This window comes from Siphonobacter sp. BAB-5385, assembly GCF_002261125.1.
Classification (GTDB): domain Bacteria; phylum Bacteroidota; class Bacteroidia; order Cytophagales; family Spirosomataceae; genus Siphonobacter.
Window position 1 is genome coordinate 146,952 of record NZ_NMPS01000232.1, and the last position, 25,193, is coordinate 172,144.

Here is a 25,193-nt window from a genome sequence, read left to right on the forward strand (position 1 = left end):
TTTAACACTCAGTACCATGTCACGCATTGGTAAAAAAATCATTACCCTGCCTGCTGGAGTTAGCGTATCGGTTGATAAAAGCCAGGTTACTGTAAAAGGACCTAAAGGCACGTTGAGCCAAACGATTGATCCAGACATTACGGTAGAAATCGAAGGTAGCGAGTTACAAGTGGTTCGCCCTACGGAACAAAAACGCCACAAGGCCCTGCACGGTCTGTACCGTGCCCTGATCAACAATATGGTAGTCGGCGTAAGCACGGGCTACCGTACCGAAATGGAAATCGTTGGGGTAGGTTACAAAGCTTCTAACCAAGGAAACATCCTGGAATTAGCTTTGGGTTACTCTCACAGCATTTTCGTCGCTATTCCTGAAGAACTGAAGGTAACGACAGCGATGGAAAAAGGACAAAACCCTAAAGTGGTTTTGGAAGGTATTGATAAGCAACTAATCGGCCAAGTCGCTGCCAAAATTAAGTCTCTCCGTAAGGTTGAGCCTTACAAAGGCAAAGGTATTCGCTTCACGGGTGAATTCGTGCGTCGGAAAGCTGGTAAAGCGGCTGGTAAGAAATAATATTTCCAGTAGAAAGCTTCGGCTATGGCTTGAAGCTTTCTATACTCAAACGTGTGGGTCGGTAATCCACAATCAATTTGAATTTCAATGGCAACTACTAAAGATTCCCGGCGGCTTCGGATCAAACGTAGCATTCGCAGTAAAGTGGATGGTACGCCTGTACGTCCTCGTTTGACGGTTTTCCGCTCTAATAAAGGTATTTACGCCCAACTAATCGATGACGAAGCTGGCAAAACAGTAGCCGCTTCTTCTTCTTTCGAATTAGGCTTACAGGGTAACAACGTTGAAGCTGCTAAGCAAGTAGGCTTGAAAGTAGCCGAATTAGCTAAGGCCGCTGGTATTGAAGCTGTGGTGTTTGACCGGAACGGTTACCTGTATCACGGGAAAGTAAAAGCACTAGCTGACGGAGCCCGCGAAGGTGGCCTTCAATTCTAATTTCAAAGAATCATGCAAACGAACAGACCTACCAAGTATAACGAGTCAGAGTTAAAGGAACGTGTTGTTGCTATTAACCGGGTAGCTAAAGTAGTAAAAGGCGGTCGTCGCTTCAGCTTTTCAGCTATCGTAGTAGTAGGCGATGGCAAAGGCGTAGTAGGCTACGGATTAGGTAAAGCCAACGAAGTAACCGACGCGATTGCTAAAGGAATTGAAGATGCCAAGAAAAATGTGGTACAAGTTCCTTTGTTGAAGCATACGGTACCTCACGATATGGAAGGTAAATTTTCAGGTGGTTTCGTACTGCTGAAGCCTGCTGCTCCTGGTACGGGAGTAATTGCTGGTGGTGCGATGCGTGCCGTTCTGGAGAGTGCCGGTATTCGCGATGTATTAGCGAAATCAAAAGGCTCTTCCAATCCTCACAACGTAGTAAAAGCTACGGTTGATGCTCTGCTGAAAATGCGTGCTCCCCATGAAGTAGCTCGTCAACGTGGAGTGAAACTGACAACCGTATTCAATGGATAAGTCATAGTGTTCTTAGTTCTTGGGGAATTAAGCATAACTTAAGAACCAAGAACTAAAAACCGAGAACTTTAAAGAAATGGCAAAGGTTAAACTTACTCAGGTTCGTAGCACGATTGAACGTCCTGAAAACCAAAAGCGTACTATCAAAGCCCTGGGTTTGGGCAAAATCAATCGGAGTGTGGAAGTTGAGCTGAATGATGCCATCGCTGGTATGATTCGTAAAGTGAACCACCTCATTCAAGTGGAAGAAATCTAAGAAACTCAGTGTGGAGCGGTAACGCTTTTCACTTTGAATCAATACGACAATGAATCTTAGCAATTTGAAACCCGCCGCTGGTTCTACGAAAGTAGGTAAGCGTGTCGGTCGCGGACAAGGCTCTGGTAAAGGAGCAACTTCTGCTCGCGGACATAAAGGGGCTCAGTCTCGTTCGGGTTACAGCAGTAAAAGAGGTTTCGAAGGTGGTCAGATGCCTTTGCAACGTCGTGTACCTAAGTTCGGTTTTAACAACCTGAGCCGCGTAGCTTACAAAGCAATTAATCTGGACGCTATCCAGTCTTTAGTTGAGAAAACTAATGCCACTGTAGTAGACATTGAATTGCTTTACAACAACGGTCTGGTTGGTAAAAAAGATCTGGTAAAAGTACTGAACCGCGGTGAGGTAAAATCAGCTGTTGAAGTGAAGGTACATGCCTTCTCACAAACGGCGGTTGAAGCCATTGAAAAGGCCGGTGGTAAAGCAGTTACGGTTTAGTTTCCGGATGAACGACAGGTGAATTTGAATCCTCGCTGGAATGAACAAGTTTATAACTACTCTCAAGAACATTTGGTCCATTGAGGAGCTCCGTAGCCGGATCCTCAACACCCTGTTGTTTATTACTGTTTATCGTATAGGTTCATATATTGTCCTGCCAGGTATTGATCCGGCTCGACTTCCTAAGGGCCAAGGAAATGGTTTGCTGGATTTGATCAACACCTTCTCTGGAGGAGCTTTTCAAAATGCTTCCATTTTTGCTCTGGGTATTATGCCCTATATCTCGGCGTCTATTGCAATTCAGCTGTTGACCATTGCACTGCCTTATTTTCAGAAAATGCAGAAAGATGGGGAGTCTGGTCGTCGCAAGCTAAACCAGATCACCCGCGTACTAACCATTTTCGTTACTACGGCTCAGGCAATTGCCTATACCCAATCACAGATTCCAGCGGAAGCCTTAATGATTGAGCGGAGCTGGTTTACCATTTACTCAACAATTATTTTGATTTCGGGCACAATCTTCTGTATGTGGATGGGTGAACGAATCACGGATAAAGGGATTGGAAATGGTATCTCTCTGCTGATTATGATTGGTATCGTAGCTCGTTTCCCGGTTGCTTTGCTGCAGGAAGCTGGTTCAAGAGGTACTGGTGGAGCTTTATTATTCGTAATTGAACTTGTTGCCCTGTATTTTGTTGTAATGGGTGCCGTTCTGATTACACAAGCTACTCGCCGTATTCCTGTCCAGTACGCTAAACAGGTAGTTGGAAACAAGGTGGTAGGCGGACAACGCCAGTATATCCCCTTGAAGCTGAATGCCGCTGGCGTTATGCCTATCATTTTCGCTCAGGCGTTGATGTTTGTACCTGGTCTAGTAGCGGGTTATTTTGCTGAAAAGAGTGATACGGCTCAGTCGATTGCTCAAGCGTTTAATAGCTATGATCACTGGCAGTACAACGTGTTGTTTGGTTTCCTGATTATTGTATTTACGTATTTCTATACGGCAATTTCAGTAAATCCGCAACAGATTGCTGACGATATGAAACGCAGTGGCGGTTTTATTCCCGGTGTTAAACCTGGTTTTGAAACGTCAGAATATATCGGTCAGATTCTTGACCGTATTACCTTACCCGGAGCGATTATGTTAGCTCTGGTGGCAGTAATGCCAGCGATTGCTCGTCTGTTTGGTATTTCTCAAGGCTTTGCACAGTTTTTCGGTGGAACCTCTTTACTGATTCTGGTAGGGGTAGTACTGGATACACTGCAGCAAATTGAAAGCTACCTGCTGATGCGTCGCTACGAAGGTTTAATGAAATCAGGACGCGTGCAAGGCAGAACGACTGAAAGCGTTTCTGCGATTTAATACACAGAAAGATGGTTTATCTAAAAACTGACGAAGAGATTGAATTAATCAAAATCAGTGCTCAGGTTTTGGGTAAGGCTCACGCCGAGGTTGCCAAACTGATTAATCCAGGCGTAACAACCAAGGAACTGGATCGTGTAGCAGAAGAGTTTATTCGGGATCATAAAGGACATCCTTCGTTTAAAGGTTATAATGACTTTCCTGCCGCTCTTTGTATTTCCGTCAACGAAGTTGTAGTTCACGGATTCCCAAGTGCCTATCGCCTGAAAGAAGGAGATATCATTTCAGTAGATTGCGGGGTTTTTTTAAATGGTTATCATTCGGATAGTGCGTTTACCTATCCGGTAGGTGAAATCAAACCCGAAGTAAAACAATTGCTGAAACGTACGTATGATTCTCTGTATCTCGGTATTGATAAGGCAGTAGCCGGCAATCGGATTGGTGACATTGGGTATGCTGTACAAAGTCATGTGGAGCAATTTGGTTACGGTGTCGTTCGCGAATTAGTCGGACATGGCGTAGGTAAATTTCTTCACGAAGGCCCAGAGGTACCTAACTTCGGCAGAAGAGGACAAGGCCCCCAACTTAAAGAAGGGATGACCATTGCCATAGAACCGATGATTACTCTGGGTAAACGGAGTGTGGTACAGGAAAAAGATGGCTGGACTATTCGTACAACGGACCGGCAACCGGCGGCTCACTTCGAGCACACGGTAGCCATTCGTAAAGGAAAGGCCGAAATCTTAACCACTTTCGAATACATTGAGCAAGTACTGGCCGAACGTAGTATGGCCATCGCATAATAGGAAGGATAGGGCGAGTACTTCTCAATTCTAAAAGTCCTATTCTAAACTAAACAAATGGCCAAACAAAGCTCTATAACCACGGACGGTATCATTCTGGAGGCATTATCGAATGCAATGTTTCGGGTACAACTCGAAAACAAGCATGAAGTGATCGCTCACATTTCCGGCAAAATGCGGATGCACTACATCAAAATTCTGCCCGGAGATAAGGTTCGCTTGGAAATGTCGCCTTATGACTTATCAAAGGCTCGTATTACCTACCGATACAAGTAAAGTTGATAGTTGGCAGTTTACAGTTTTCAATTACTGTGACTGGTAACTGAAAACCGAAGCGGCTGAACCGCTGAAAACTGAAAACTCGAAATAAGATGAAAGTCAAAGCTTCGATCAAAAAGCGTAGTGCTGATTGCAAAGTAATTCGTCGCAAAGGAAAGCTCTTCGTGATCAACAAGAAAAACCCTAAGTTTAAACAACGTCAAGGTTAATCCCGCTCGATTTTGAGCGTACAAAACTTATCCGACCAATATGGCTCGTATTGCAGGGGTAGACATTCCCGACAAAAAGCGGGGCGAAATCGCTCTCACGTACATCTTCGGCATCGGCCGTAGTTTGTCCCGCACCATTTTAGCTAAAGCTGGCGTAAGCGTAGACAAAAAAGCTGGCGAATGGAATGACGAAGAATCAACGGCTATCCGTAACGTCATTAGCAGTGAATACAAAACGGAAGGACCACTTCGGTCAGAAATCCAATTGAACATCAAACGCTTGATGGATATTGGTTGCTACCGAGGTCTGCGTCACCGGAAAGGACTACCGCTCCGTGGTCAGAAAACGAAGAATAACTCTCGTACCCGGAAAGGTAAGCGTAAGACGGTTGCTAACAAGAAGAAAGCAACGAAATAATTAGTTTAGAGTTTAAGGTTTGAGGTATGAAGTCAACCTTAAACTTTAAACTTTGAACGTTTCAAACTCCATCAGAAATGGCTCAGGCAAAACGGAAAGACAAAGCCAAAAAGCGGGTCGTAGTGGTAGAACCAGTTGGACAGGTTCACATCCGAGCTACGTTTAACAACATCATTATTTCAATTACCAATAACCAAGGTCAAGTAATCTCTTGGGCTTCGGCTGGTAAAATGGGCTTTAAGGGGTCTAAAAAGAACACGCCTTATGCTGCTCAGGTTGCCGCTGCTAACTGTGCTCAGGTAGCTCACGAAGCGGGAATGCGTAAAGCTGAAGTGTTCGTTAAAGGACCCGGTTCAGGCCGCGAATCAGCGATTCGTACGATTCAAGGTTCAGGTATTGAAGTAACGTTGATCAAGGACATCACTCCGCTGCCCCACAATGGCTGCCGTCCTCCCAAACGTCGTCGCGTCTAGTACCGACACAATTCTAACTTTTAGTGAGATAGGCACCCCTGGTTGGTGATTACCAGTATCGGGCCGAAGCATTAATCAACCAATCACCTTGTCCTAATCGACAACTCAAAAGATATAGGAAACAGGTTATAACGGTATATACCGCTTCAAACCTCTCCAATTTCATTTTTCATGGCACGTTATACAGGTCCTAAGGCAAAAATCTCCCGTCGTTTTGGCGACGCAGCCGTTCTCGGTGGAGGTAAGGCTGTTTCTCGCAAAAACTATGGTCCCGGCCAGCATGGCAAGGGCAAGCGGGGTAAGAAGTCTGAATATTCTCTCCAATTGCAAGAAAAGCAAAAGGTAAAATATACGTACGGTATTCTGGAAAGACAATTTGAAAACCTTTTCCACAAAGCTGCCGTTCGTGAAGGTATTACGGGTGAAAACCTGCTGAAATTGTGCGAAGCTCGTCTGGACAACACGGTGTACCGTTTAGGTATTGCTCCGACGCGTCGGGCAGCTCGTCAGTTGGTCGTTCACAAACACATCGTTGTTGATGGTGAAGTAGTGAACGTACCTTCCTATTCTTTACGTCCTGGTCAATTGATTTCGGTTCGTGAAAAGTCAAAATCTCTGGAAGCTGTACAAAACAGTCTGGCTGGCCGGAACACGAAGCGTTTCAATTGGTTGGAATGGGAACAATCTAACTTACAAGGTAAATTCGTTAGCTATCCTGAACGCGATCAGATTCCGGAAAGCTTCAATGAGCAGGCAATCGTCGAATTGTATTCGAAGTAATAAGCCAAATCTTATTTACTCTGGATTTTTCCAGAGCCTTGATTCTCCCAGTAAGGATTGGAGGATGGGTTGGTCCATCCTTCAATCCTTTGCGTCGTCAAGGTTTACCATCCAAGTATTACGCTAAAAACCCAATCCGTATGTCAATACTCGCGTTCCAAATGCCCGACAAAGTCGTAATGGAAAAGGCCAACGACTTTCACGGTGTATTTGAGTTTAAGCCCTTGGAAAAGGGCTACGGTGTCACGATTGGCAATGCCCTCCGTCGGATCCTGCTCTCCTCTCTGGAAGGTTACGCCATCACAAGCGTAAAATTCTCAGGAGTATTGCATGAGTTCTCTTCCATTGAAGGTGTAATGGAAGATGTAACTGATATTATTCTGAATCTGAAACAGGTTCGCTTCAAAGCAGCCTCGGAAGTACTGGATAATAAGATTAACGTGAAGGTTAAAAACCAAAAGGTTCTCACGGCCGGTGATATCCAAAAGTTCACCCCTTATTTCACGATTCTTAATCCTGAATTAGAACTTCTCCACATCGACGAATCCAAAGAATTGGATATTGAGTTGATTCTAGAAAAAGGCCGTGGTTACATTCCCGCTGACGAACCTCGTACGACGGAATTGCCCTTCGGTCATATTGCTATCGATGCGATTTATACGCCTATCAAAAACGTAAAATACAGCATTGAAAACTTCCGTGTGGAACAACGTACGGATTACGAGAAATTGATCATTGAAGTAATGACCGATGGCTCAATCCACCCGGAAGACGCTTTGAAAGGAGCCGCTTATATCCTGATCCAACACTTCATGTTGTTCAGCGATCAGACGATGACTTTCGAAACGGTTAAACCTGAAGAAGAAAACGTAGTGGATGAGGAATTCCTGCACATGCGGAAATTACTCAAAACACCTCTTCAGGATCTGGATCTTTCTGTACGTGCCTACAACTGCTTGAAATCAGCAGATGTTCGCTCATTGGGTGATCTGGTGAAACTGGAAATTTCTGACATGATGAAGTTCCGTAACTTCGGTAAGAAATCGCTTACTGAGCTGGAACAACTAGTAGCAGATAAAAATCTTCACTTCGGAATGGACGTAGCTAAGTATCGTCTGGAAGAAGAATAGTATATTTGAAAGTGCTTAGAAACGAATGCATTAGCTGTAGTTTCTAAGCACTTTTTATAACCATCGAACTGGCAGCACTCGATCGTTTTTTCAATCAATTCGTAATAGGTGGGGCAGTAGATCGCTGCAAACTGGTGTCCTGACCGCAACTTACGACTCCCATGAGACACGGGAAAAAATTTAACCACTTAGGCCGTCAGGCTTCGCATCGTAGCTCACTGTTAGCTAACCTGACCATTTCTTTGATCCTGCACAAGCGGATTGAAACGACTTTAGCGAAAGCGAAAGAACTTCGTAAATACGCTGAGCCTCTGATCAACCGTGCGAAAGAAGATACGACTCACAATCGTCGTACCGTATTTAGCTACCTGCAGAGCAAAGAAGCCGTTAAGGAATTGTTCAGTTCAGTAGCTGAGAAAGTTGCTGATCGTCCAGGTGGATACACGCGGATCATCAAATTGGGCAACCGTTTGGGTGATAACGCGGAAGTAGCTTTGATCGAGCTGGTTGACTTCAACGAAGTTTACAGTGCGAAAGAAGTAGAAGAGAAGAAAACGACTCGTCGTAGCCGTCGTGGTGGTAAAAAACTACGGATGATGTTCCTGCTGCTGAAGTAGTAGAAACGACGCCGGTAGCTGCTGCCGCTACGGAAGCTCCTGCAACGGAAGAACAGGCTCCTGAAGCTCCCGCTGCTGAAGAAGAAAAGAAAGACGAAGAATAGTCTTTTCTCACTTCTAAAAAGGGTACTCACATTCCGTGAGTACCCTTTTTTTGTACTCACTTCCGGTAATCCAGAGCGGGTTTTCGATCACCCAACAAGGCTTCATATTTGAAGTTTTTACCCCGCAATTCTTCCCATTCCTCTTTCGCTTTTTTTACTAAAGCGGGATCATTGTAAAGATCGATTGCAGTTAAGGCAAGTGTTTGGGCAGCGACCATCATTCCCTTTACACCAATGCTGGTACCACCCGCTGCTACGGCCTGCCAGCTATGCGGAGCGGTGCCGGGTACCCAGGTGGCCGCTGTCATCCCCACCGTTGGAACGACCCAGCTTACATCCCCTACGTCCGTCGAGGCTGACCCTAGTAAACTGGCGGCCGAATAAGGAGCTATTTGTTGAGCACTTCCCGGTTTAGGTAGGGAACCGAAGGAAGCTCCAAAGCTTTCGGTAAGCTTTTCGGCAAACTTCTTCTCTTCGTCAGTGTACGAGAAGCCTCCTACCTGCTCAAGGTTTTTGTGCATCAGGCTAGCCAGTGATTCTACCGAAAGTAGATTATACACGCCACCAATCACTTCCAGTTCCATCGTGGTTTCCGTACCCAACGCGGCTCCTTCGGCGGCTTTAGTAATACGTTTCCAGACGTTTTGTAAAATACTACGGTCTTTGTGACGAGCGTAGTAGTACACTTCCGCAAAATCGGGTACTACGTTAGGAGCTTCGCCCCCTTTGGTAATGATGTAATGAATACGGGTATCCTGGGGAATGTGTTCCCGCATCATGTTGACCATGTTATTCATGGCTTCCACACCGTCAAGGGCTGAACGACCGCGTTCGGGAGCAGCAGCAGCGTGGGCGGAGATGCCCTTAAATCTGAATTTACCCGAGATGTTGGCTAAGGAAGACGAAGGATTGGCCGCATTGGCATCGCCCGGATGCCAGTGTAAGGCGACGTCCGTATCCTTGAAAATGCCATCCCGAACCATGTATACCTTACCCGAACCGCCTTCTTCCGCCGGCGTTCCAATGAGCTTGATGGTGCCCGTTTTGCCGGATTGCTTCAGCCAGTCTTTTACGGCAATGGCGGCTGCCGATGAGCCCGTTCCAAACAAATGATGACCGCAGGCATGACCCGCTCGCTGTCCTTCGATTACTTTACGTTCGGGAGTAGCTGCCTGAGCCAGACCGGGTAAAGCATCGTATTCGGCCAGAATGCTAATGACGGGCTTCCCACTTCCGTAGGTAGCGATGAAAGCCGTAGGAATACCCGCCACACCTGACTCAATATTAAACCCTGCTTTCTTTAATTCAGCCTGCAACAGGGCGGAGCTTTTCGTTTCCTGGTAACCTACTTCAGCATAATCCCAGATTTTTTTAGAAATGGCTCCGTAGTAATCCGTTTTGTCCTGCAAGCTGGAAATGACTTTCTGCGGATCGGATTGAGCCTGAGAGATACCTATGCTAAGGGCAAGTAGGCCAAGAGTAAGAAAGGATTGCTTCTTCATAGGAGAAAGGAAATTGAGTCGATAGGAGTGGAAAGATCAGATCATACGTGAGGAATGAAAGACAGCTTACCTTTTACTCACATTACTAGCAACGCTACTAGTTTGAATGAGAGAAAACCGGAAGATCTATCGTACTTATCTTAACAGATACTCGGAATGGAATCGGCGTTTCGAATAAAAATAAAAACTATTTATATGTAAATGCGACGGGTAGGTGAAATAGTATTTTGATTAAATAGGCAGTAGCGGTTTTCTTCAATTCCATATTTGAATAGTAGTAATTAGTGTCAAAATCAAACGGATCTGAACTATTTTTCTTAAAAGTTTCTTTTTTAAAGAGCTTAGCTTTAAAGCTTTTCGGCTAGAAGAAGTATCTTTGTCCAATTTGTACAGTAAAAGAACTAATAGCACATAATGCCCTTGTCTGTCTTTCCGGCTAGCAAGGGCTTCTTTACGAACCAGGCATGAGCAATCAAACCCAGGAAGCCCTCCTTTTATTAGAAGACGGCACGACGTTTCGTGGTACCGCATTAGGCAAAATTGGCACGCACGGTGGCGAAATTTGCTTTAATACGGGCATGACCGGCTACCAGGAGATCTACACGGACCCCTCGTATTTTGGTCAGGTGGTTGTCAATACCAATGCACACATCGGAAATTACGGCGTCCTACTGGATACGGAAGAGGAATCGAATAGCGTGAAGATTTCAGGGATGATCTGTAATTCTTTCTCACCCATTCATTCCCGTAATGTAGCCGATTCATCTTTGCAGGAGTATTTTGAAAAGGCTGGAATCGTGGGAATTAGTGATGTGGATACGCGTCAGTTAGTACGCATCATCCGCGAGCGTGGAGCGATGAACTGCATTATCTCTTCTGAAATCCTTGATCCGGAAGAATTGATGGTTGAACTGAAAAAGCTGCCTTCTATGGAAGGTCTGGAACTTTCTTCAGTAGTAAGTACGAAAGAGCCTTATTTCGTAGGGAATGAAGATGCGAAATATCGGGTAGCGGTAATGGATTACGGTACCAAGAAAAGCATCCTCAATAACTTCGCTACGCGTGATTGCTATAGCAAAGTTTTTCCCGCAAAAACGCCCGTAGAAGAGGTATTGGCCTGGAATCCGGACGGTTTCTTTATCTCGAATGGCCCGGGCGATCCGGCAGCGATGGAGTATGCCGTTGAAACGGTGAAAGAACTGATTGATACGGGTAAGCCTTTGTTTGGTATTTGTTTAGGCCACCAGTTACTGGCTGAAGCAAGTGGTATTTCCACGTATAAGATGCACCACGGTCACCGTGGATTGAATCACCCGGTTCAAAACCTGATTACGGGTTTATGTGAGATTACTTCCCAGAACCACGGTTTTGCCGTAAACGCGGAAGAAATCAAAAGCCACCCGAACGTAGAAGTAACGCACGTTAACCTGAATGACAAAACCATCGAAGGCATTCGTCGGACGGATAAACCGGCCTTCTCCGTACAATATCACCCGGAAGCGGCTCCAGGACCTCACGATTCCCGTTATCTGTTCGATCAGTTCGTTGAGTTACTGAGTAAAGAAACGGTAGAAGCGTAGGTGTTTACTGATTTTCGATATAAAAAAAGACCGATACTGTCAGTATCGGTCTTTTTTGTGGACTTAGGGAATCGTTCGTCTTCGCAGATAAATGGCTCCAAAAACACCTAAGCCATTTTTAACCGAGCTGGGAATAAGGGTCGGTTCGGCAAAAGGATTATTTCCATTTTGGAGTTGTAAGGCACTGGCTTTTAAAAACTCATACGCATTACGATCGCATTGCAGGATGAGGAGATCCGTCGAACGAGGCGAGCGTAAGACTGAATCCCGGGAAGAAACTCGTCCCAGATAAGCTCGTACGGTTGGGGAATTAAGCCGAAGTTCTTCGCCAGTTTTGAAGTAATCCCACCGCGTTTCCAGGCCATTAATTACCGTATCCCGTCCGCTTACGGCTGTGCTATCTGAAAAAGCCCACTGTCGCCCGATAGCAAAGTACTGCGGCTCTACCGCAACAGCTCCGTTCCAGAGCAGCGTATAGGATCGGTATACGGTAACGCTCAGGGGGCGTTGGATATAACTCAACCCTTCGTCACGCCAGCTAAAGCCATTCGCCGCTGCCGGAAGCGTGCAAGAGGCTTCGAGGCGTGGAAAATCAGGAGCGGAAGCCGTCAAGGTGTAGGTGGCCCCAGCTACTAAGGGCATTTGGCGGGTCGTAATGCGATACACATCGGATCGCGGCGGTAGGGTAACGGTTCGTTGGCCGTTGGAAAGCTGTACAACCGCGTTGCGAATAAATGCACCACTATCGGTACCCAGCATGGGCTGATTGGAACGCAGCGTAACCTGAATCACCTGATCGTTGGGATTCAGATAGCATTCCAGGACTAGTTTTCGCTCGTACGGAATCAAAACCGAGTCTACCTCCTGCTCGCAGGCCAGGCAGCCGATCAGACTCAGGAACAGCAATACAGCAACGAGTATCTTCATGGCTTAAAACTTAAATCCATACGAAACACTGGGAATAATCGGGAAGAGGGAAACCTGCTTCAGAATACGTTTCGGCTGAGTAGCGGTACTTTCCGAATCATCGATGTAATAGAAAAAGGGATTTCGCCGACTGTAGGTATTGTACAGACTAAATTCCCAGGTACGCTCGTGACGGCGTTTTTGTTTGCGAAGCTGTACGCTCAAATCCAGCCGGTGGTACGGGGCTGCCCGAAAACTATTCCGCTGATTGTAATCAAAAATCTGAGCCGGGAAGAGGGAAACATTACCCGATTGGATTGGACCCCTGATTTCAAAGGTACTTTGGGGGAGCGAAAGGGCCTGTCCCGTTCCGTAAATCCAGGTTCCCGAAAACGTCACGCGGGAGTTGAGCTGATAAATCCCAACCAGTGAAACATCGTGTCGGCGGTCGTAGCGGGCCCAGAACTTCTGGCCGCTGTTGAGCTCATCAAATTGATTCTGAATCCAGGAAAGCGTATAGCCTACCCAGCCCGTAAGCCGACCCGTTTTCTTTTGCAGCAAAAATTCAGTTCCGTAGCTCCAGCCCTGACCCGCTGTAATTTGCTCTTCCCAGGAACGGGGCTGTCTATCGGCTTCCGTCAGACTTTCCAGACCCGTACTCACCAGAAAGCTGGAGCCTTCCCTGTACGAAAGAATACCGTCCATTTTTTTGTAAAATCCTTCCAGCGTTATCGAAAAGGAATGGTAATCCTTTACCAGTCCCAGAGCGACCTGCCGCGATTGCTGCGGAGCAATATTCCGCGTCGTAGGTACCCAAAGGTCCGTCGGCAAGCCCACCCCCGAGTTTGACAATAAGTGAATGTACTGGTTCATAGTCGCATACGAAGCCTTTACGGCCCAATCGTGGGGAAAGGTATAGGCGACAGCCAGCCGAGGTTCGGGCCGGACATACGTACGGCCATCGGTGGTAAACGAGCTTAACCGAACACCCGCATTGATTCGCAGGGGAGTTATAGGATGATAGGTGTCTTCCAGATACAGGCCGCCTTCGTAGCTGTCCAGCGGCTGACTACGGGCCACGTTCTGGGATACAATACTACTTTCGAGAGTAACCGTTTGTGGGAGAAATCGATGTGAGGTCAGTACTACACCCGCTTTGACTGCGTGCCTGGGTGAAGGCGACCAGTCAAAGCTACTTTTCAGGGAAAAATCCCGGATGGAAGAAGCATTTTGCAAAACGTACTGACTCGTAACCTGATTGAAGGTTTGAGAACTACGGGCGTCTATCTGAAATTGGTAGTAGCTGTAAATCAGGGAGGTATTGGCGAAAAGCTGGTTGGAAAAAAGGTGATTCCAGCGAAGGCTAGCCGTTGCATTTCCCCAGTTTAAACCGCCCCCCTGGCTATTCGCATCAATTCGGGAAGCGAAAGAAAACCGGTCCTGACCGAAATATCCACTCAGGTACAGCTTGTCCCGTCGGCCAAAATCATAATTCACTTTCGCATTAAGATCGTAGAAGTAGTAACCGGCCTGATTTTCGCGGGGTAGGAGAGGCCTGAGCAGCAAGTCCGCATACGTCCGCCGACCGGAAATAATAAAAGAAGACTGGTTCTTTTTGATGGGGCCTTCCAGTACCAGACGGCTGGAAATAAGTCCAATTCCTCCTTCGCCGTGAAACGCTTCTTTATGTCCTTCTTTCATTTGCATCTCAATAACGGAAGAAAGCCGACCCCCGTACCGGGCCGGAAACCCGCCTTTAATCAGCTCGACGGATTTAAGAGCATCACCGTTGAAAAGGGAAAAAAAGCCAAACAGGTGAAACGAATTGTAGACCGGAGCATCGTCGAGCATAATCAGATTCTGGTCGGGACCACCCCCGCGAATGTACAGCCCGGAGTTACCTTCGGAGCCTTTTTGTACGCCCGGAAGCAACTGCAGTACTTTCAGCATGTCCTTTTCTCCCAATAGAGCCGGTACTGCCTTCATCTGCTGAATGGGAACCGATACGGTAGACATCTGAACCGTCTGCGATTCTTTGATTACCTGCTCGGCGGAAACGACCACTTCCTGTAACTGGCGGTTCTCTGCCCGTAAAGTCAGATTCAGTTCGGTATTTTTTCGAAAGACCAGGGTTCGGGCTTCCGTTTCAAAACCCACGGATGAAATGATAATGTGCAGACTATCCGAAGCAGGAAGCGTTAGGGAGTAAAACCCGTAAGCGTTGGTAGTGGTGCCCGCCTGCCGCTCCGTTACGCGAATCGATACGCCCGGGAGCAGCTCACCCGAACCTTGTTCCCGTACGTAGCCACTGAGGGTGACACGGCTGGATTGAGCCTGAGCTATACCGAAAAAAAAGAGTAAAATCAGGGTAAAGCGTAACTGCATAGCAACCGTTGGGTTGTCGAAAGGTTTAGAGAGCGAATGCCAATCTACAAAACAAACGACTGAAGTACAGAGATGTTACGAATTACTTCATTTATACGATCAATCGGGGAAAGAAGCAGCAGTTACCAGCGAAAGGAGCGATGACCCGTAGATGAAGCTGGGGAGGCCCCAGCCGTAGCATTCATAGCGAGTGGATTGGACAGCAGAGCCAGCAGGCGGGTACTAGATAAGTAGTTGAAGGCTAAACGAAGAAGCTTTTGTGGCAAGCAGCACACGAGCTATTCCGTCGACAAAATTCTGAATTACCCTCGAATTAAGCATTGCGAAAACGCAAAAAAAGGCTTGCGTTTTCGCAACGAATGTACGTACACGTTTTTTTATTTATCCCGCGAAAGTTGCGTACGAATGCGGCTGATTTGATAGTAACTCATATTGAGGTAGCTGGCCAGTACGCTTTGTGGTAAACGCCCGCGTAAGTTGGGGCATTGTTGTTCAAACAACTGGTACCGGCGAAGTGGCGAACGTGTACAAAGTAATTGGATGCGGGCATCGTAGGCCAGAAAATATTGCTGCGTAAAATGAAGAACCACCTGAACGTATTCGTAATGCTCTTTTTGTAATCGAATAAAATCGTGATAATGGAGACGAAAAAGCGTACTTTCTTCGAGCGTTTCCAGGTATTGATTAGAAGGAATTTGCTGGTAAAAACTATGGCTAATTGTACCTACATCACCTTCTGCTAAAATCCAGGCCGTAATCTCTTTTTCCTCCTCGAAATAATAACCCCGCAATAACCCTTTTTCAATAAAATACAGGTAATCACTGGATTGACCAGGCGTTACTAAAAGAGAACCTTTAGGATAAGTAAGCGGCTTGAATAGGTGAATTAATGCCTGTTGAGCCGATTCAGAAAATGGCGGAAACTGAGTAATGACTTCAGCTAACTGGGATGGTAATTCCGTAAGAGGTAGCATAGGCAAATAAGAACTATGCCTCAATGTTACGAAACTTGCCGTTAATTATGTCTAAGAAAAAGATATTATTGTACAATAGCCGTTACTTTAAAAGGCTTGGGTTCGCCCATAAATAACTGCTGAAAGCCTTCAATCTGATACGCTGAAAGACGTCCGTTTTTACTTTCCAGGGTAAGAATTCGCTCCGATTCAAAAAGATAATTTTTATCCAGAAGTGTGGCTTTAATCTTTTCCAGTTTACCCTGTGCATCCGTAATTACTTCCATATACTGAACGGGTAAATTTTCGCCTTTTCGTAAACGATACGAAATGGTACGCGTCGAAAGAGTATCCACGAAATAACTTTGGGTAAAGGCTGGTTTATTAATATCGGCTTGTACAAACAATTCCAGTTCTTTACTCCAGTCAATCTTTTGTGTAATTAAGGTTTCGTTTTCTTCGTTGACAATCGCGTCTTTCCGAACCAGCGGTTTCGTACGATTTAAATCAATAATCTGGGCATCAATGTATCCTTTTAAATCATAATACGGAGCTTTAAAATCATCCGGACGTTGCGGCGACTGGCAGGCAAAGAAAAGCACCAGGGGCAGCAGGTATACCAATTTTTTCATGGCAAGAGAACAGCAAAAACGAAAAGATAGTTTGACGCGTACCAGAGTTTATGAACGCCTGAGGGGCTAAAACATTCAGGGCATACAGACCCACGAACGTTTTAACCCCTCAGGCGTCGGTATGCCGAAGTTTATTTGAGTACGTAGCTTAGTTGTTCCGCATTTTCCTGTAGCCATTCGTGTACTTCTTCCACGATCTGGCGAATGGAAATTTCGGGTTTCCAGCCCGTCAGTTCGGTTACTTTGCTATTGTCGGTGATGTAGAGCGGAATATCCGCCGTACGACCTTCGGTAACGGCTTTGATCGGAATCGTTTTGCCCGTAACTTCCTGACAGATCTTCGTCAGTTCGACCAGTGATGTACTGACTTCAACGCCACCGCCCACGTTCAGAACTTCGCCGTTTACTTTATCGATGTTGTGTAATTGCCAGTCTACCAGACGGTACAGATCGGCTACGTGCAGCATATCACGGGTTTGTTTACCCGTACCATTGAAGCCAATGTACGCCAGTTGTTGTTCGTAGAAGTGGCGGGCTACCCACAAGACCATTACGCCCTGATCGGCTTTGCCCATCTGCCAGGGGCCCGTCAGTACACCGCAACGGTTGATGACGGTTTTCAGACCATAAAATTCATTGTATTCGTGAATCATCAGCTCTGAAGCCAGCTTGGTGGCACCGTACAGCGAGCGGGCTCCGTCGAGGGGGAAATGTTCCGCAATACCCGCAGCAGAGGCTCCCGGAAGCGGCTGTTCTTCCGTCAGGGCAAACCGGGTATCTTCTTCCTGATACGTCAGTTTTTCCAGCGGCTTGATCGGATAGATACGGCTGGTCGACAGGAAAATAAAGTTAGCCTTGTGCTTCAGAGCAAAGTTGAGGCAATTGATGGTACCAACCAGGTTGGTATTGATCAGGTAATCGGGCGAGCCATTGAGACCAGCCAGTACGGACGGTTCAGCAGAGGCTTCAATTACAGCATCGACAGCCGGAATCACGTCAAAATCTTCTTTGGAACGAATATCTCCGTGGACAAACTCGATACCAGCGGCTTTCAGGCGGTTGATGTTTAACTCAGACCCCCGTCGTTTCAGGTTGTCCAGGGCAAAAATTTCGTACGAAGGATAATTTTTCTTGAGATTAAGGGCGAGGGCTGAGCCTACAAACCCGGCTCCGCCAGTAATAAGAATTTTCATAATACGTGAGGTTGTAGGCTGTTGCCTGAAGACGTAGCGGCGGCTGACAGCTTCGAGCCTAAACACAGGAATGGTTGAAAAATGAAAAGATGAATAATAGAAATTCAGTACGTAACTTAATCCGTAACCCGCTTGAGGTCAAAGTTTTGAGCTGGACGAATGATCAGAGGCACTTTCTCAATCTTCACGGCCGAACTATCCAGTCCGAACCAGCGGTCTTCGGAAGTAGTGAACGCTTTGATGTAGAAGTACGCCTGCATGGTAATACGCTCCCAGAACGGTAGATCATTTTCGAAAGACAGGAATTTTTCCAGTACGACGAAGCGGAAATCACCGATTACATTCTGCTTGTTCAGGGATTCGTACCGGCTGGTAATATCCACTTCTTTCCGTTTCACCATGTCCTGAATTACTTTCCGGAAATATAGGTTAATGCGTTGTTCTACGCGGAAACCCAGTCGGAACGTCACCTTAATAACATCATCGGGAGCAATTACGTTGACTTTGTATTCCATGGTATACGGATCATCCACCGTATCTACGTGGACGAACCAGTAAATATCAGCTCGCTTGGGACGCTTCTGAAAAATAGAATAAATGACTTTCGATTCGATTTCACTGACCCGCGAAGCATTCGACATAAAAATCAGGTGGGTAGCGTATTTGGGAATCGACATATCCCGGCTGAGCTCTTTCAGTGGTTCCGTGTAATCCGAAAGTTTCACGTATTCCGTCAGACGAGCTTTGATGTTGAAAGCCCGTAACCAGATAATCATTACCCCGGCAATGGTGGTACCGATCAGCAGGGATACCCAGCCACCGTGCGTAAATTTCAGCAGGTTGGCCAGCAGGAAGGAGAACTCAATACTCAGGTATACGACCAGGAACAGAATGACGCCGTAGAAATGAAAGCGGTGCGTATACAGGTAATACGCCATCAGCATAGTGGTCATCAGCATCGTTAGCGTAATCGCCAGACCATAAGCTGCTTCCATGTTTGTCGATTCACGGAAATAAAGCACGACACCCATACAGCCCGCCCACAGCAGCCAGTTTACGCTGGGTACGTACAATTGTCCTTTCTCGTTAGAAGGATACCGAAGCTTTACTTTAGGCCAGAAGTTTAGACGAATGGCTTCCGAAATCAGCGTAAACGATCCCGTAATCAAAGCCTGACTGGCGATGATGGCTGCCATGGTTGCAATCGTAATACCGGGCAGTAAGAACCACTCGGGCATCATTTCGTAAATGGGCTTGCGACCCCGCAGAAACTCGCCCGTATGCTCCATGAGCCAGGCTCCCTGACCAAAGTACTGAAGCATTAAACAAAGCTTGACGAAAATCCAGGATACCCGGATATTGCCCCGACCGCAGTGCCCCATATCGGAGTACAGAGCTTCCGCACCCGTCGAGCAAAGAAATACTGAACCCAGCAACCAGAAACCGCCCGACTCGTGAGCCAGCATGTCGTAGGCATAATAGGGACTGATGGCCCGTAAAATGGTCCAGTCATGAGAGATCCAGAGTACCCCGAAAAAGCCCAGCATACTAAACCAGATGAACATGAATGGTCCGAACGAGCGACCTACCAGCTGCGTACCCAGTGCCTGAATCAGGAATAAAATGGTGATGATCACCAGGATAATGTAAATGATATACTGCTCCAGGTGTGGATACCGCATCTCCAGCCCTTCAACGGCCGAAGCCACTGACATAGGGGGGGTAATGATACCATCGGCCAGCAAAGCCGCACCACCAATGATGGCGGGAATGGTTAACCAGCGGGCGTGCTTCCGCACCAGCGTATACAAGGCAAAAACCCCGCCTTCACCCCGGTTATCGGCCCGTAAAATAAGAATGACGTACTTAATGGTGGTAAGCAGGGTCAGCGTCCAGAATACGCAGGAAACGGCTCCCAGAGCGAGGCGTTCCGAAATGGGGTTTTCACCCACGACAGCCTGCATTACGTACAGCGGAGAGGTTCCAATATCTCCGTAAATGATACCCAGGGCAATCAGGAGCCCCGCAGCACTCACCTTGTCCAGGTGTTTATGATCCATGTAAAAGTTGGCTTGATAGCCGCAAAGTTAAGTAATTAGACAACCAGCCGTATGGGGGCAGAAACGAAGCTTCACAAGAAGGCCGACCAAAACGCGGGGTTCCGATCGGCCAGAAAAATTATAATACGCCTTCGACCTTTTTACGAAGCTGGGCTTCGTCCTGGAAGCCTACGAGGCGGTTGACGGGTTTACCGTCTTTAAAGAGAATAAGCGTAGGAATGGCATCCACCCGAAATTGCTTCACCACGTCCGGGTCGCGATCGGCGTCAATTTTTAAAACGGCTACTTTCCCGGTCCAGTCTTTCTTAAGTTTTTGCAGAATCGGATCCTGCTGTTTGCAGGGACCGCACCAGACGGCGTAGAAATCAACGAGTACTACTTTGTTGTCTTTCAGTGTCTGATCGAGTACGGCTTTTCCGGTAGGAGCTGCTACCATGGCCGGGCGTTCTTTCGGAGCAACGACGGTTTTGTTGGCGGTGGTCCATTTCAGGTAACCGCCATCAAGGTTGTAAACCTCTGTGAAGCCTTCTTTCGCCAAGTACTCGGCCGCTTGTCCACTTCTACCGCCCGAATAGCAATACACCAGCACGGGCTTGTTTTTGTCAAGCTTCGCTACCTGCTCGGCAAAAGAAGCCTGCTGTTTCCAGTCGATGTTCTGGGCATTGGGTAAATAGCCGCGTTCGTATTCCGAAGGGGTACGAACATCCAGAATCTGCGTAGCACCGGGAAGCTTGCCTTCAAAGGCATTGACATCCAGGTTGGTTTGAGCAAGGGCCGACAGGCTCAGGAGGCTCGCCAGCACACTTACCAGAAAACGAAAATTCTTCATGTCAGGGTTGTTGATGAGCCAATGCAGCCCAAATCAGAGAGACGCTTTTACTTCAGATTATCCAGATTGTAATGGAGCCCGATATTTTCGCGGCGGGACATGGCCATTTTTATCACAAGATACGAAACGTTAATCATGTTCCGTAATTCACAAATCGGTACTGAAACTTTTGATTCCCGATATAATTGTTCGTGTTCGCGATACAGTAACTCTACCCGTTCGTAAGCCCGACGTAGGCGTCGGTTGGTACGCACAATGCCCACGTAATTGGACATGATGCTGTTAAGCTCCCGCGTCATTTCCGTGACCAGTACCTGTTCTTCCGGATGCGTCGTGCCGGAGTCATCCCAGTCGGGCACATCGTCCGGAATAAGAGCCTGTGACAACTCTTCAATTGTATGCAAAAAAGCCCGGTGGCTGAATACCACGGCTTCCAGCAAGGAATTAGAAGCCAGACGGTTAGCCCCGTGTAGCCCCGTACACGAGCATTCGCCGGCGGCGTAAAGGAAATGAATATTGGTTTGTCCCCATTCATTCACCCGAACCCCCCCACAAAGATAATGTTGTGCGGGTACAACCGGAATCATATCGGTCCGAATATCAATGCCTAAATCCAGGCAATGTTGTGTAATGTTGGGGAAGTGTTCCAGAAATTTTTCGTAATCAGCGTCCCGCACATCCAGATAGACGTGATCGGTACCGTTCCGTTTCATTTCGGAGTCGATGGCCCGGGCCGTAATGTCGCGGGGGGCTAAGGAAAGGCGGGGGTCGTACTGTTCCATGAACGTCGAGCCGTCCGCGTTTTTCAGAATACCGCCAAAGCCGCGTACCGCTTCCGAAATGAGGAACGAAGGCTTCTTACCGGGCTGGTACAGGCTGGTGGGGTGAAACTGGATGAATTCCATGTTATCACAAATCCCCTTGGCCCGGTACGCCATGGCAATGCCGTCGCCGGTTGCGATGGTTGGATTCGTGGTACTCTGGTAGATGTTCCCGATGCCACCCGTCGCCAGCATGGTCGTTTTCGCCAGAAACTTATCGACTTCGCCCGTTTGCGTATTCAATACGTACGCTCCGAAGCACTTGATGTCTTCGCGGTACCGCAAAACGGTTTCGCCCAGATGGTGCTGGGTGATGAGTTCGACGGCGTAATAATGCGTAAAAATCTGGATACTGCTGTGGCGTTGTACTTCTTCCAGTAAGGCCCGCTCGATTTCAGCTCCGGTAATATCCTTGAAGTGAAGAATCCGGTGATCGGAGTGGCCGCCTTCGCGGGCCAGGTCATAGTCTTCGCCGTGGCGATCGAACCGCGTTCCGTAATCAATCAGTTCCTGAATACGGGCGGGGGCTTCTTTGACTACAATTTCTACAATATCGCGTTTGTTGAGGCCATCGCCGGCGTCCACGGTATCTTCGATGTGTTTGTCGAAGGAATCTTCTTTGGACCACACTGCCGCAATGCCGCCCTGGGCGTATTTGGTATTGGTCTCGTCGGCCTGAACTTTGGTAATGATGGCAATGGAAACCGCTTCCTGACGGCTTTCAAAATAACGAGCCAGTTTGGTCGCATAACTTAGCCCGGCAATACCCGAACCGATCACAAGGAAGTCGTACTGATGAGTCATATTACATCCAAAACGATTTAGAGCGGCGAAAGTTAAAAGATATTTGGTAATGCGGGCAACTTAGGCAGGGAAATGTCAGGGGCATGGATGGAGATCAGGAGCAGAATGCGTTATTTTAGTAATCAGGAAATGAATGAGCTGTCCTGCAACGTATAAAACAACCTTCGAAGCCAAGCTGGCGGAGAAAATGCTATTCTATCTAAACTCTGGTCAATACAAACCCCTATGGCCTTACTTCTTACTAGCGTGCGGCGGAAGTCAATCGTACAAATAGTGCTGATTCTCGGAATTAGTTTGGGATTTTTGACGGGGTGCACTGTGCGACTGGCTCCGCAACATAATCAAGCCTTAGTCGCGGGTTTAGTGGAGCAGAATAAGGCGGTGATGGAATTCTTTGCCTTTTACGCTTGGGGAACTAAAGCGGCCAGTTTTCCCGAACGCCTGCCCGAGTATAATCGCCTGATTGGTAATTTCGACGCTCTGGCCCTTCAGGCCGATGCCCGACCCGTTCCCCGTAACAAGATCAAAACGAAAGTAAACGAAGCCCTACAGAAACGAGGCATTCCGGTACTTGAAGAGGGCGAAATACCGAGTGCTACGGCCCTGCGAAAAATTTACGAAACGCTCGTGAAAATGCGGGATACTGACCAAAAGCAGGGGCTAACCCTGACTGAAAGCCAAGCATTTGAAGGACAGGTGAAGATTTACCTGGATCAGGCTCTTACATACGAAAACTTTCTGGAACGCTAACCTTACGCACCCATGGAGCTGGACATTACGCAACTCATGAAAGACATCAGCACGGCGGTATCCGCGGTACTGGGTAAAGATGTGACGACCATTCGGGGTTTTCGGGATCGGCAGCTAAAAGCCATTGCCCAGCAGTCGGCCCTGATTACGGCGGGTATTGCGACGGGTGAAATCACGGAAGAAACCCGGGAGTTTTTTCTGGACAGTTTACAGGATATGGTACTGAACTTTCTGAAAACGCTACAGGGCGTTGCTCAGGTGACCATCGAAAAAGCCTGGAACGCCGCCGTTACCGTAATTTGGGACGCGATTGAAAAGGTGACGGGAATCCGGTTAGTAGGCTGATCGGAGTGAGTAATCATGCGGGAAGAAGGGAAAAGAGCATTTCCATTCTTCCCGCATGGCTTTTGAGTAGTATAATCCTGCCTACCAATCCAGCTTGACCAGAGCTACGGCCTGCCGTTCCAGCGTAATGGGCAAAGAGACTTTCGCATCGACGGTTTTTACTTTCCGCGTAACCAGGCATTTTAATTTTCCTGCTTTTTCCAGAGCCGCAATCTGCTGGGAACTGGGCTTTTGCGGCGAACCCATCTTTTTCCAGGCCTCGTAGGAATTGCTATTTTCCTTGTCAATCACGTAGATACGCAACGTTGCTTTGTGGGCCGGAACGTGAGCGATCTCCAGGTTGACGGTTTCCATAGGGCCTGGTTTGTCGTCATCGTGGTAGTTCCAGACCATCACGGCTGCGGTTTTCTGATCACTGGTCGCCAGGGCTCCAATATCGGAGGTTGGTCCGTGGACGCTTGATTTCAGAACATCTGCCAACGCATACATGCGATTGCTTTGAGCCATGACCCGTTTTCCCGACATCATACCAAACATGCGGAATACATTCAGAACCGGCTTGTCAACGCCATTCGTAGCTAAATCCCGGAACCCGTAGAACCAGGGCTGATCTTCAAATTCAAAGGACCAGGATACGGCACCCAGAAAGTTGATTTTAGCCAAATCCGCCAGCAGGTACTTTCGGGCGAAAGTCGCGGCGGTATAACTGGAGTACATTGTGCCGTTCCGGTACGCATTTTCGGGATTCGTTGCCATGCCGCAGGCCGCACAACCTTCCGGGTCCGATTCCCCGATGATGATTGGTAAATCTTTGGTCTCGGGATACGCCGCCGTAATCGCGAAACCCGTCTTGATGTCATTCAACTGGGCGGACATGTCCATACGGACCGAGCCATCCACTAGTTTAGGCTGCCCCTTCGCGTGAAATAAAATAGCATCCACGGGTGAACCCTTCTTTCCGGTAGCGTAGTTAGTACCTGAAATGCAGTGCTTGATGAAGTTGTTGGTCCATTCAGTAGCTCCCTTGCCCCGCGTCCCCGCAATATTGATACCCCCGATTTTGGCCGTGGGTAAGGCCCGTTTCAAACCATCGGCGGCGTAGTCGTAAAGCTTCAGAAATTCTTCCTGCGTACCTTTCCAGTAATGCCCGTTGGGTTCGTTCCAGACTTCCCAATACCAGCTTTCCACTTCCTTCTGTCCGTAGCGTTCGACCGAGTGTTTGACCCACTGATAGACCAATTCCCGCCATTTATTGTAATCCTTGGGTGGATAGGCCCAACCCGTAATAATATCCGTGTAGGGGTCGCCTGGCTTCCAGTAATGCCGATACGGTTCCGGATGCGTGGACAAGGCTTGCGGCATAAAGCCAATCTGAGCCAGGGGCTTCATGCCTCGCTTCACGTAACTATCGAAAATGCTATCCACGATAGCCCAGTTATAAATGGGTTGTCCATTGGCATCTTCGGTATACGCATTTGTGGAGCCCCATTTTAGAGCCGCTTTACCATCCCCCGTTACTAACAGACTATGCGTTCGGACATAAACCGGTACCGGGCTTAACTGGGCTAATTCCGTTAATAACTTTTGCCCGTCTTTCATGTAGGTATAGTTGGGCTCATCGTACCCAAACCAGGCCCATACGGGCCTCATGGGGGCAATTTCCTGCTTAAGATCTACTTGAATCGCAGGATTTTGAGCAGAAGTAGAAATCGCTGAACAAAAGAATAAACTAAGGGCCATCCAAGCCGAAAGGATGGATGTTTGGCGAGACCAGGGTCTGGAAAAAGAGGGCATAACTTGAAGAAGTCTAGGTTTAGCAGTGGCAAAGTAAACCTTATTCTTCAGTTGAGGAACCCGTTCAGTCCGTCCAAGGACGCTATTTTCCCTAACAATGACAGTGAAGCGTAGGTTACGGTTACCTGAAACGGAATAAATAAAGATGTTTACGAGCTTTTCGGATCGTAACGTTTACCC

General features: G+C 47.5%; 27 protein-coding genes. 17 read left to right on the forward strand and 10 right to left on the reverse strand.

The window, feature by feature from the left end; translation table 11 throughout:
• Positions 1–16: 16 nt before the first annotated feature.
• From rplF to rplQ, 14 genes are all read left to right on the forward strand, one after another.
• The gene (gene rplF, locus BWI93_RS24695; RefSeq protein ID WP_094816361.1) at positions 17–571 is read left to right on the forward strand and encodes a 50S ribosomal protein L6; all 555 of its coding nucleotides are present in this window, start codon (positions 17–19) and stop codon (positions 569–571) included.
• Positions 572–658: 87 nt separating this feature from the next.
• On the forward strand, positions 659–1,006 hold the full coding sequence (gene rplR / locus BWI93_RS24700; protein ID WP_094816363.1) for a 50S ribosomal protein L18: 348 nt from the start codon (positions 659–661) through the stop codon (positions 1,004–1,006).
• A gap of 12 nt (positions 1,007–1,018) precedes the next feature.
• Complete coding sequence (gene rpsE / locus BWI93_RS24705; RefSeq protein WP_094816365.1) at positions 1,019–1,531, forward strand: 30S ribosomal protein S5; 513 nt, start codon at positions 1,019–1,021, stop codon at positions 1,529–1,531.
• Positions 1,532–1,607: 76 nt separating this feature from the next.
• Positions 1,608–1,787, forward strand: coding sequence for a 50S ribosomal protein L30 (gene rpmD / locus BWI93_RS24710; protein WP_094816367.1), 180 nt, complete (start codon positions 1,608–1,610; stop codon positions 1,785–1,787).
• Positions 1,788–1,836: 49 nt separating this feature from the next.
• Positions 1,837–2,283, forward strand: a complete 447-nt coding sequence (rplO, locus tag BWI93_RS24715) for a 50S ribosomal protein L15 (protein ID WP_094816369.1) — start codon at positions 1,837–1,839, stop codon at positions 2,281–2,283.
• Positions 2,284–2,323: 40 nt separating this feature from the next.
• Entirely contained in the window at positions 2,324–3,646 is a 1,323-nt protein-coding gene (gene secY, locus BWI93_RS24720) for a preprotein translocase subunit SecY (protein ID WP_094816371.1), read from the forward strand.
• Between the two features lie 11 nt (positions 3,647–3,657).
• On the forward strand, positions 3,658–4,449 hold the full coding sequence (gene map, locus BWI93_RS24725) for a type I methionyl aminopeptidase (RefSeq protein WP_094816373.1): 792 nt from the start codon (positions 3,658–3,660) through the stop codon (positions 4,447–4,449).
• Between the two features lie 57 nt (positions 4,450–4,506).
• Complete coding sequence (gene infA / locus BWI93_RS24730; RefSeq protein WP_093200805.1) at positions 4,507–4,725, forward strand: translation initiation factor IF-1; 219 nt, start codon at positions 4,507–4,509, stop codon at positions 4,723–4,725.
• Positions 4,726–4,820: 95 nt separating this feature from the next.
• Positions 4,821–4,937, forward strand: coding sequence for a type B 50S ribosomal protein L36 (ykgO, locus tag BWI93_RS24735; protein WP_094816375.1), 117 nt, complete (start codon positions 4,821–4,823; stop codon positions 4,935–4,937).
• 40 nt (positions 4,938–4,977) lie between these two features.
• Positions 4,978–5,355 carry a 30S ribosomal protein S13 gene (gene rpsM, locus BWI93_RS24740; RefSeq protein ID WP_094816377.1) on the forward strand — a complete coding sequence of 126 codons (378 nt, stop codon included), beginning with the start codon at positions 4,978–4,980 and terminating at the stop codon, positions 5,353–5,355.
• Positions 5,356–5,432: 77 nt separating this feature from the next.
• A complete protein-coding gene (rpsK, locus tag BWI93_RS24745; protein ID WP_094816379.1) occupies positions 5,433–5,828 on the forward strand; it encodes a 30S ribosomal protein S11 in 396 nt (131 codons plus the stop codon).
• 171 nt (positions 5,829–5,999) lie between these two features.
• On the forward strand, positions 6,000–6,608 hold the full coding sequence (gene rpsD / locus BWI93_RS24750) for a 30S ribosomal protein S4 (RefSeq protein WP_094816381.1): 609 nt from the start codon (positions 6,000–6,002) through the stop codon (positions 6,606–6,608).
• 140 nt (positions 6,609–6,748) lie between these two features.
• Positions 6,749–7,738 (forward strand): DNA-directed RNA polymerase subunit alpha, encoded by a 990-nt coding sequence (locus BWI93_RS24755; protein WP_094816383.1) that lies wholly within the window; start codon positions 6,749–6,751, stop codon positions 7,736–7,738.
• Positions 7,739–7,899: 161 nt separating this feature from the next.
• Positions 7,900–8,355, forward strand: a complete 456-nt coding sequence (gene rplQ / locus BWI93_RS24760) for a 50S ribosomal protein L17 (RefSeq protein ID WP_094816385.1) — start codon at positions 7,900–7,902, stop codon at positions 8,353–8,355.
• Between the two features lie 160 nt (positions 8,356–8,515).
• On the opposite strand, the gene BWI93_RS24765 is transcribed toward rplQ, so the two are convergent.
• The gene (locus BWI93_RS24765; RefSeq protein WP_094816387.1) at positions 8,516–9,961 is read right to left on the reverse strand and encodes an amidohydrolase; all 1,446 of its coding nucleotides are present in this window, start codon (positions 9,959–9,961) and stop codon (positions 8,516–8,518) included.
• A gap of 464 nt (positions 9,962–10,425) precedes the next feature.
• Between BWI93_RS24765 and carA the strand changes: the two genes are divergently transcribed.
• On the forward strand, positions 10,426–11,541 hold the full coding sequence (gene carA / locus BWI93_RS24770; RefSeq protein ID WP_094816389.1) for a glutamine-hydrolyzing carbamoyl-phosphate synthase small subunit: 1,116 nt from the start codon (positions 10,426–10,428) through the stop codon (positions 11,539–11,541).
• Positions 11,542–11,604: 63 nt separating this feature from the next.
• On the opposite strand, the gene BWI93_RS24775 is transcribed toward carA, so the two are convergent.
• From BWI93_RS24775 to nadB, 8 genes are all read right to left on the reverse strand, one after another.
• A complete protein-coding gene (locus tag BWI93_RS24775) occupies positions 11,605–12,468 on the reverse strand; it encodes a DUF4249 domain-containing protein (protein ID WP_094816391.1) in 864 nt (287 codons plus the stop codon).
• Between the two features lie 3 nt (positions 12,469–12,471).
• Positions 12,472–14,832 (reverse strand): TonB-dependent receptor, encoded by a 2,361-nt coding sequence (locus tag BWI93_RS24780; protein ID WP_094816393.1) that lies wholly within the window; start codon positions 14,830–14,832, stop codon positions 12,472–12,474.
• Positions 14,833–15,209: 377 nt separating this feature from the next.
• Positions 15,210–15,806, reverse strand: coding sequence for a Crp/Fnr family transcriptional regulator (locus BWI93_RS24785; RefSeq protein ID WP_094816395.1), 597 nt, complete (start codon positions 15,804–15,806; stop codon positions 15,210–15,212).
• Positions 15,807–15,871: 65 nt separating this feature from the next.
• Complete coding sequence (locus BWI93_RS24790; RefSeq protein WP_094816397.1) at positions 15,872–16,417, reverse strand: hypothetical protein; 546 nt, start codon at positions 16,415–16,417, stop codon at positions 15,872–15,874.
• A gap of 131 nt (positions 16,418–16,548) precedes the next feature.
• Positions 16,549–17,610 carry an NAD-dependent epimerase/dehydratase family protein gene (locus BWI93_RS24795; protein WP_094816399.1) on the reverse strand — a complete coding sequence of 354 codons (1,062 nt, stop codon included), beginning with the start codon at positions 17,608–17,610 and terminating at the stop codon, positions 16,549–16,551.
• 116 nt (positions 17,611–17,726) lie between these two features.
• Positions 17,727–19,670, reverse strand: a complete 1,944-nt coding sequence (locus tag BWI93_RS24800) for a KUP/HAK/KT family potassium transporter (protein WP_094816401.1) — start codon at positions 19,668–19,670, stop codon at positions 17,727–17,729.
• 118 nt (positions 19,671–19,788) lie between these two features.
• Positions 19,789–20,499 carry a thioredoxin gene (gene trxA / locus BWI93_RS24805; protein ID WP_094816403.1) on the reverse strand — a complete coding sequence of 237 codons (711 nt, stop codon included), beginning with the start codon at positions 20,497–20,499 and terminating at the stop codon, positions 19,789–19,791.
• Between the two features lie 47 nt (positions 20,500–20,546).
• On the reverse strand, positions 20,547–22,124 hold the full coding sequence (nadB, locus tag BWI93_RS24810; RefSeq protein ID WP_094816405.1) for an L-aspartate oxidase: 1,578 nt from the start codon (positions 22,122–22,124) through the stop codon (positions 20,547–20,549).
• Positions 22,125–22,349: 225 nt separating this feature from the next.
• Between nadB and BWI93_RS24815 the strand changes: the two genes are divergently transcribed.
• A complete protein-coding gene (locus BWI93_RS24815; protein ID WP_141217592.1) occupies positions 22,350–22,874 on the forward strand; it encodes a hypothetical protein in 525 nt (174 codons plus the stop codon).
• A gap of 12 nt (positions 22,875–22,886) precedes the next feature.
• Positions 22,887–23,219: a hypothetical protein gene (locus tag BWI93_RS24820; RefSeq protein WP_094816409.1), complete on the forward strand. Its 333-nt coding sequence runs from the start codon at positions 22,887–22,889 to the stop codon at positions 23,217–23,219.
• 81 nt (positions 23,220–23,300) lie between these two features.
• On the opposite strand, the gene BWI93_RS24825 is transcribed toward BWI93_RS24820, so the two are convergent.
• The gene (locus BWI93_RS24825; RefSeq protein ID WP_094816411.1) at positions 23,301–24,959 is read right to left on the reverse strand and encodes a beta-xylosidase; all 1,659 of its coding nucleotides are present in this window, start codon (positions 24,957–24,959) and stop codon (positions 23,301–23,303) included.
• Positions 24,960–25,193: the final 234 nt, after the last annotated feature.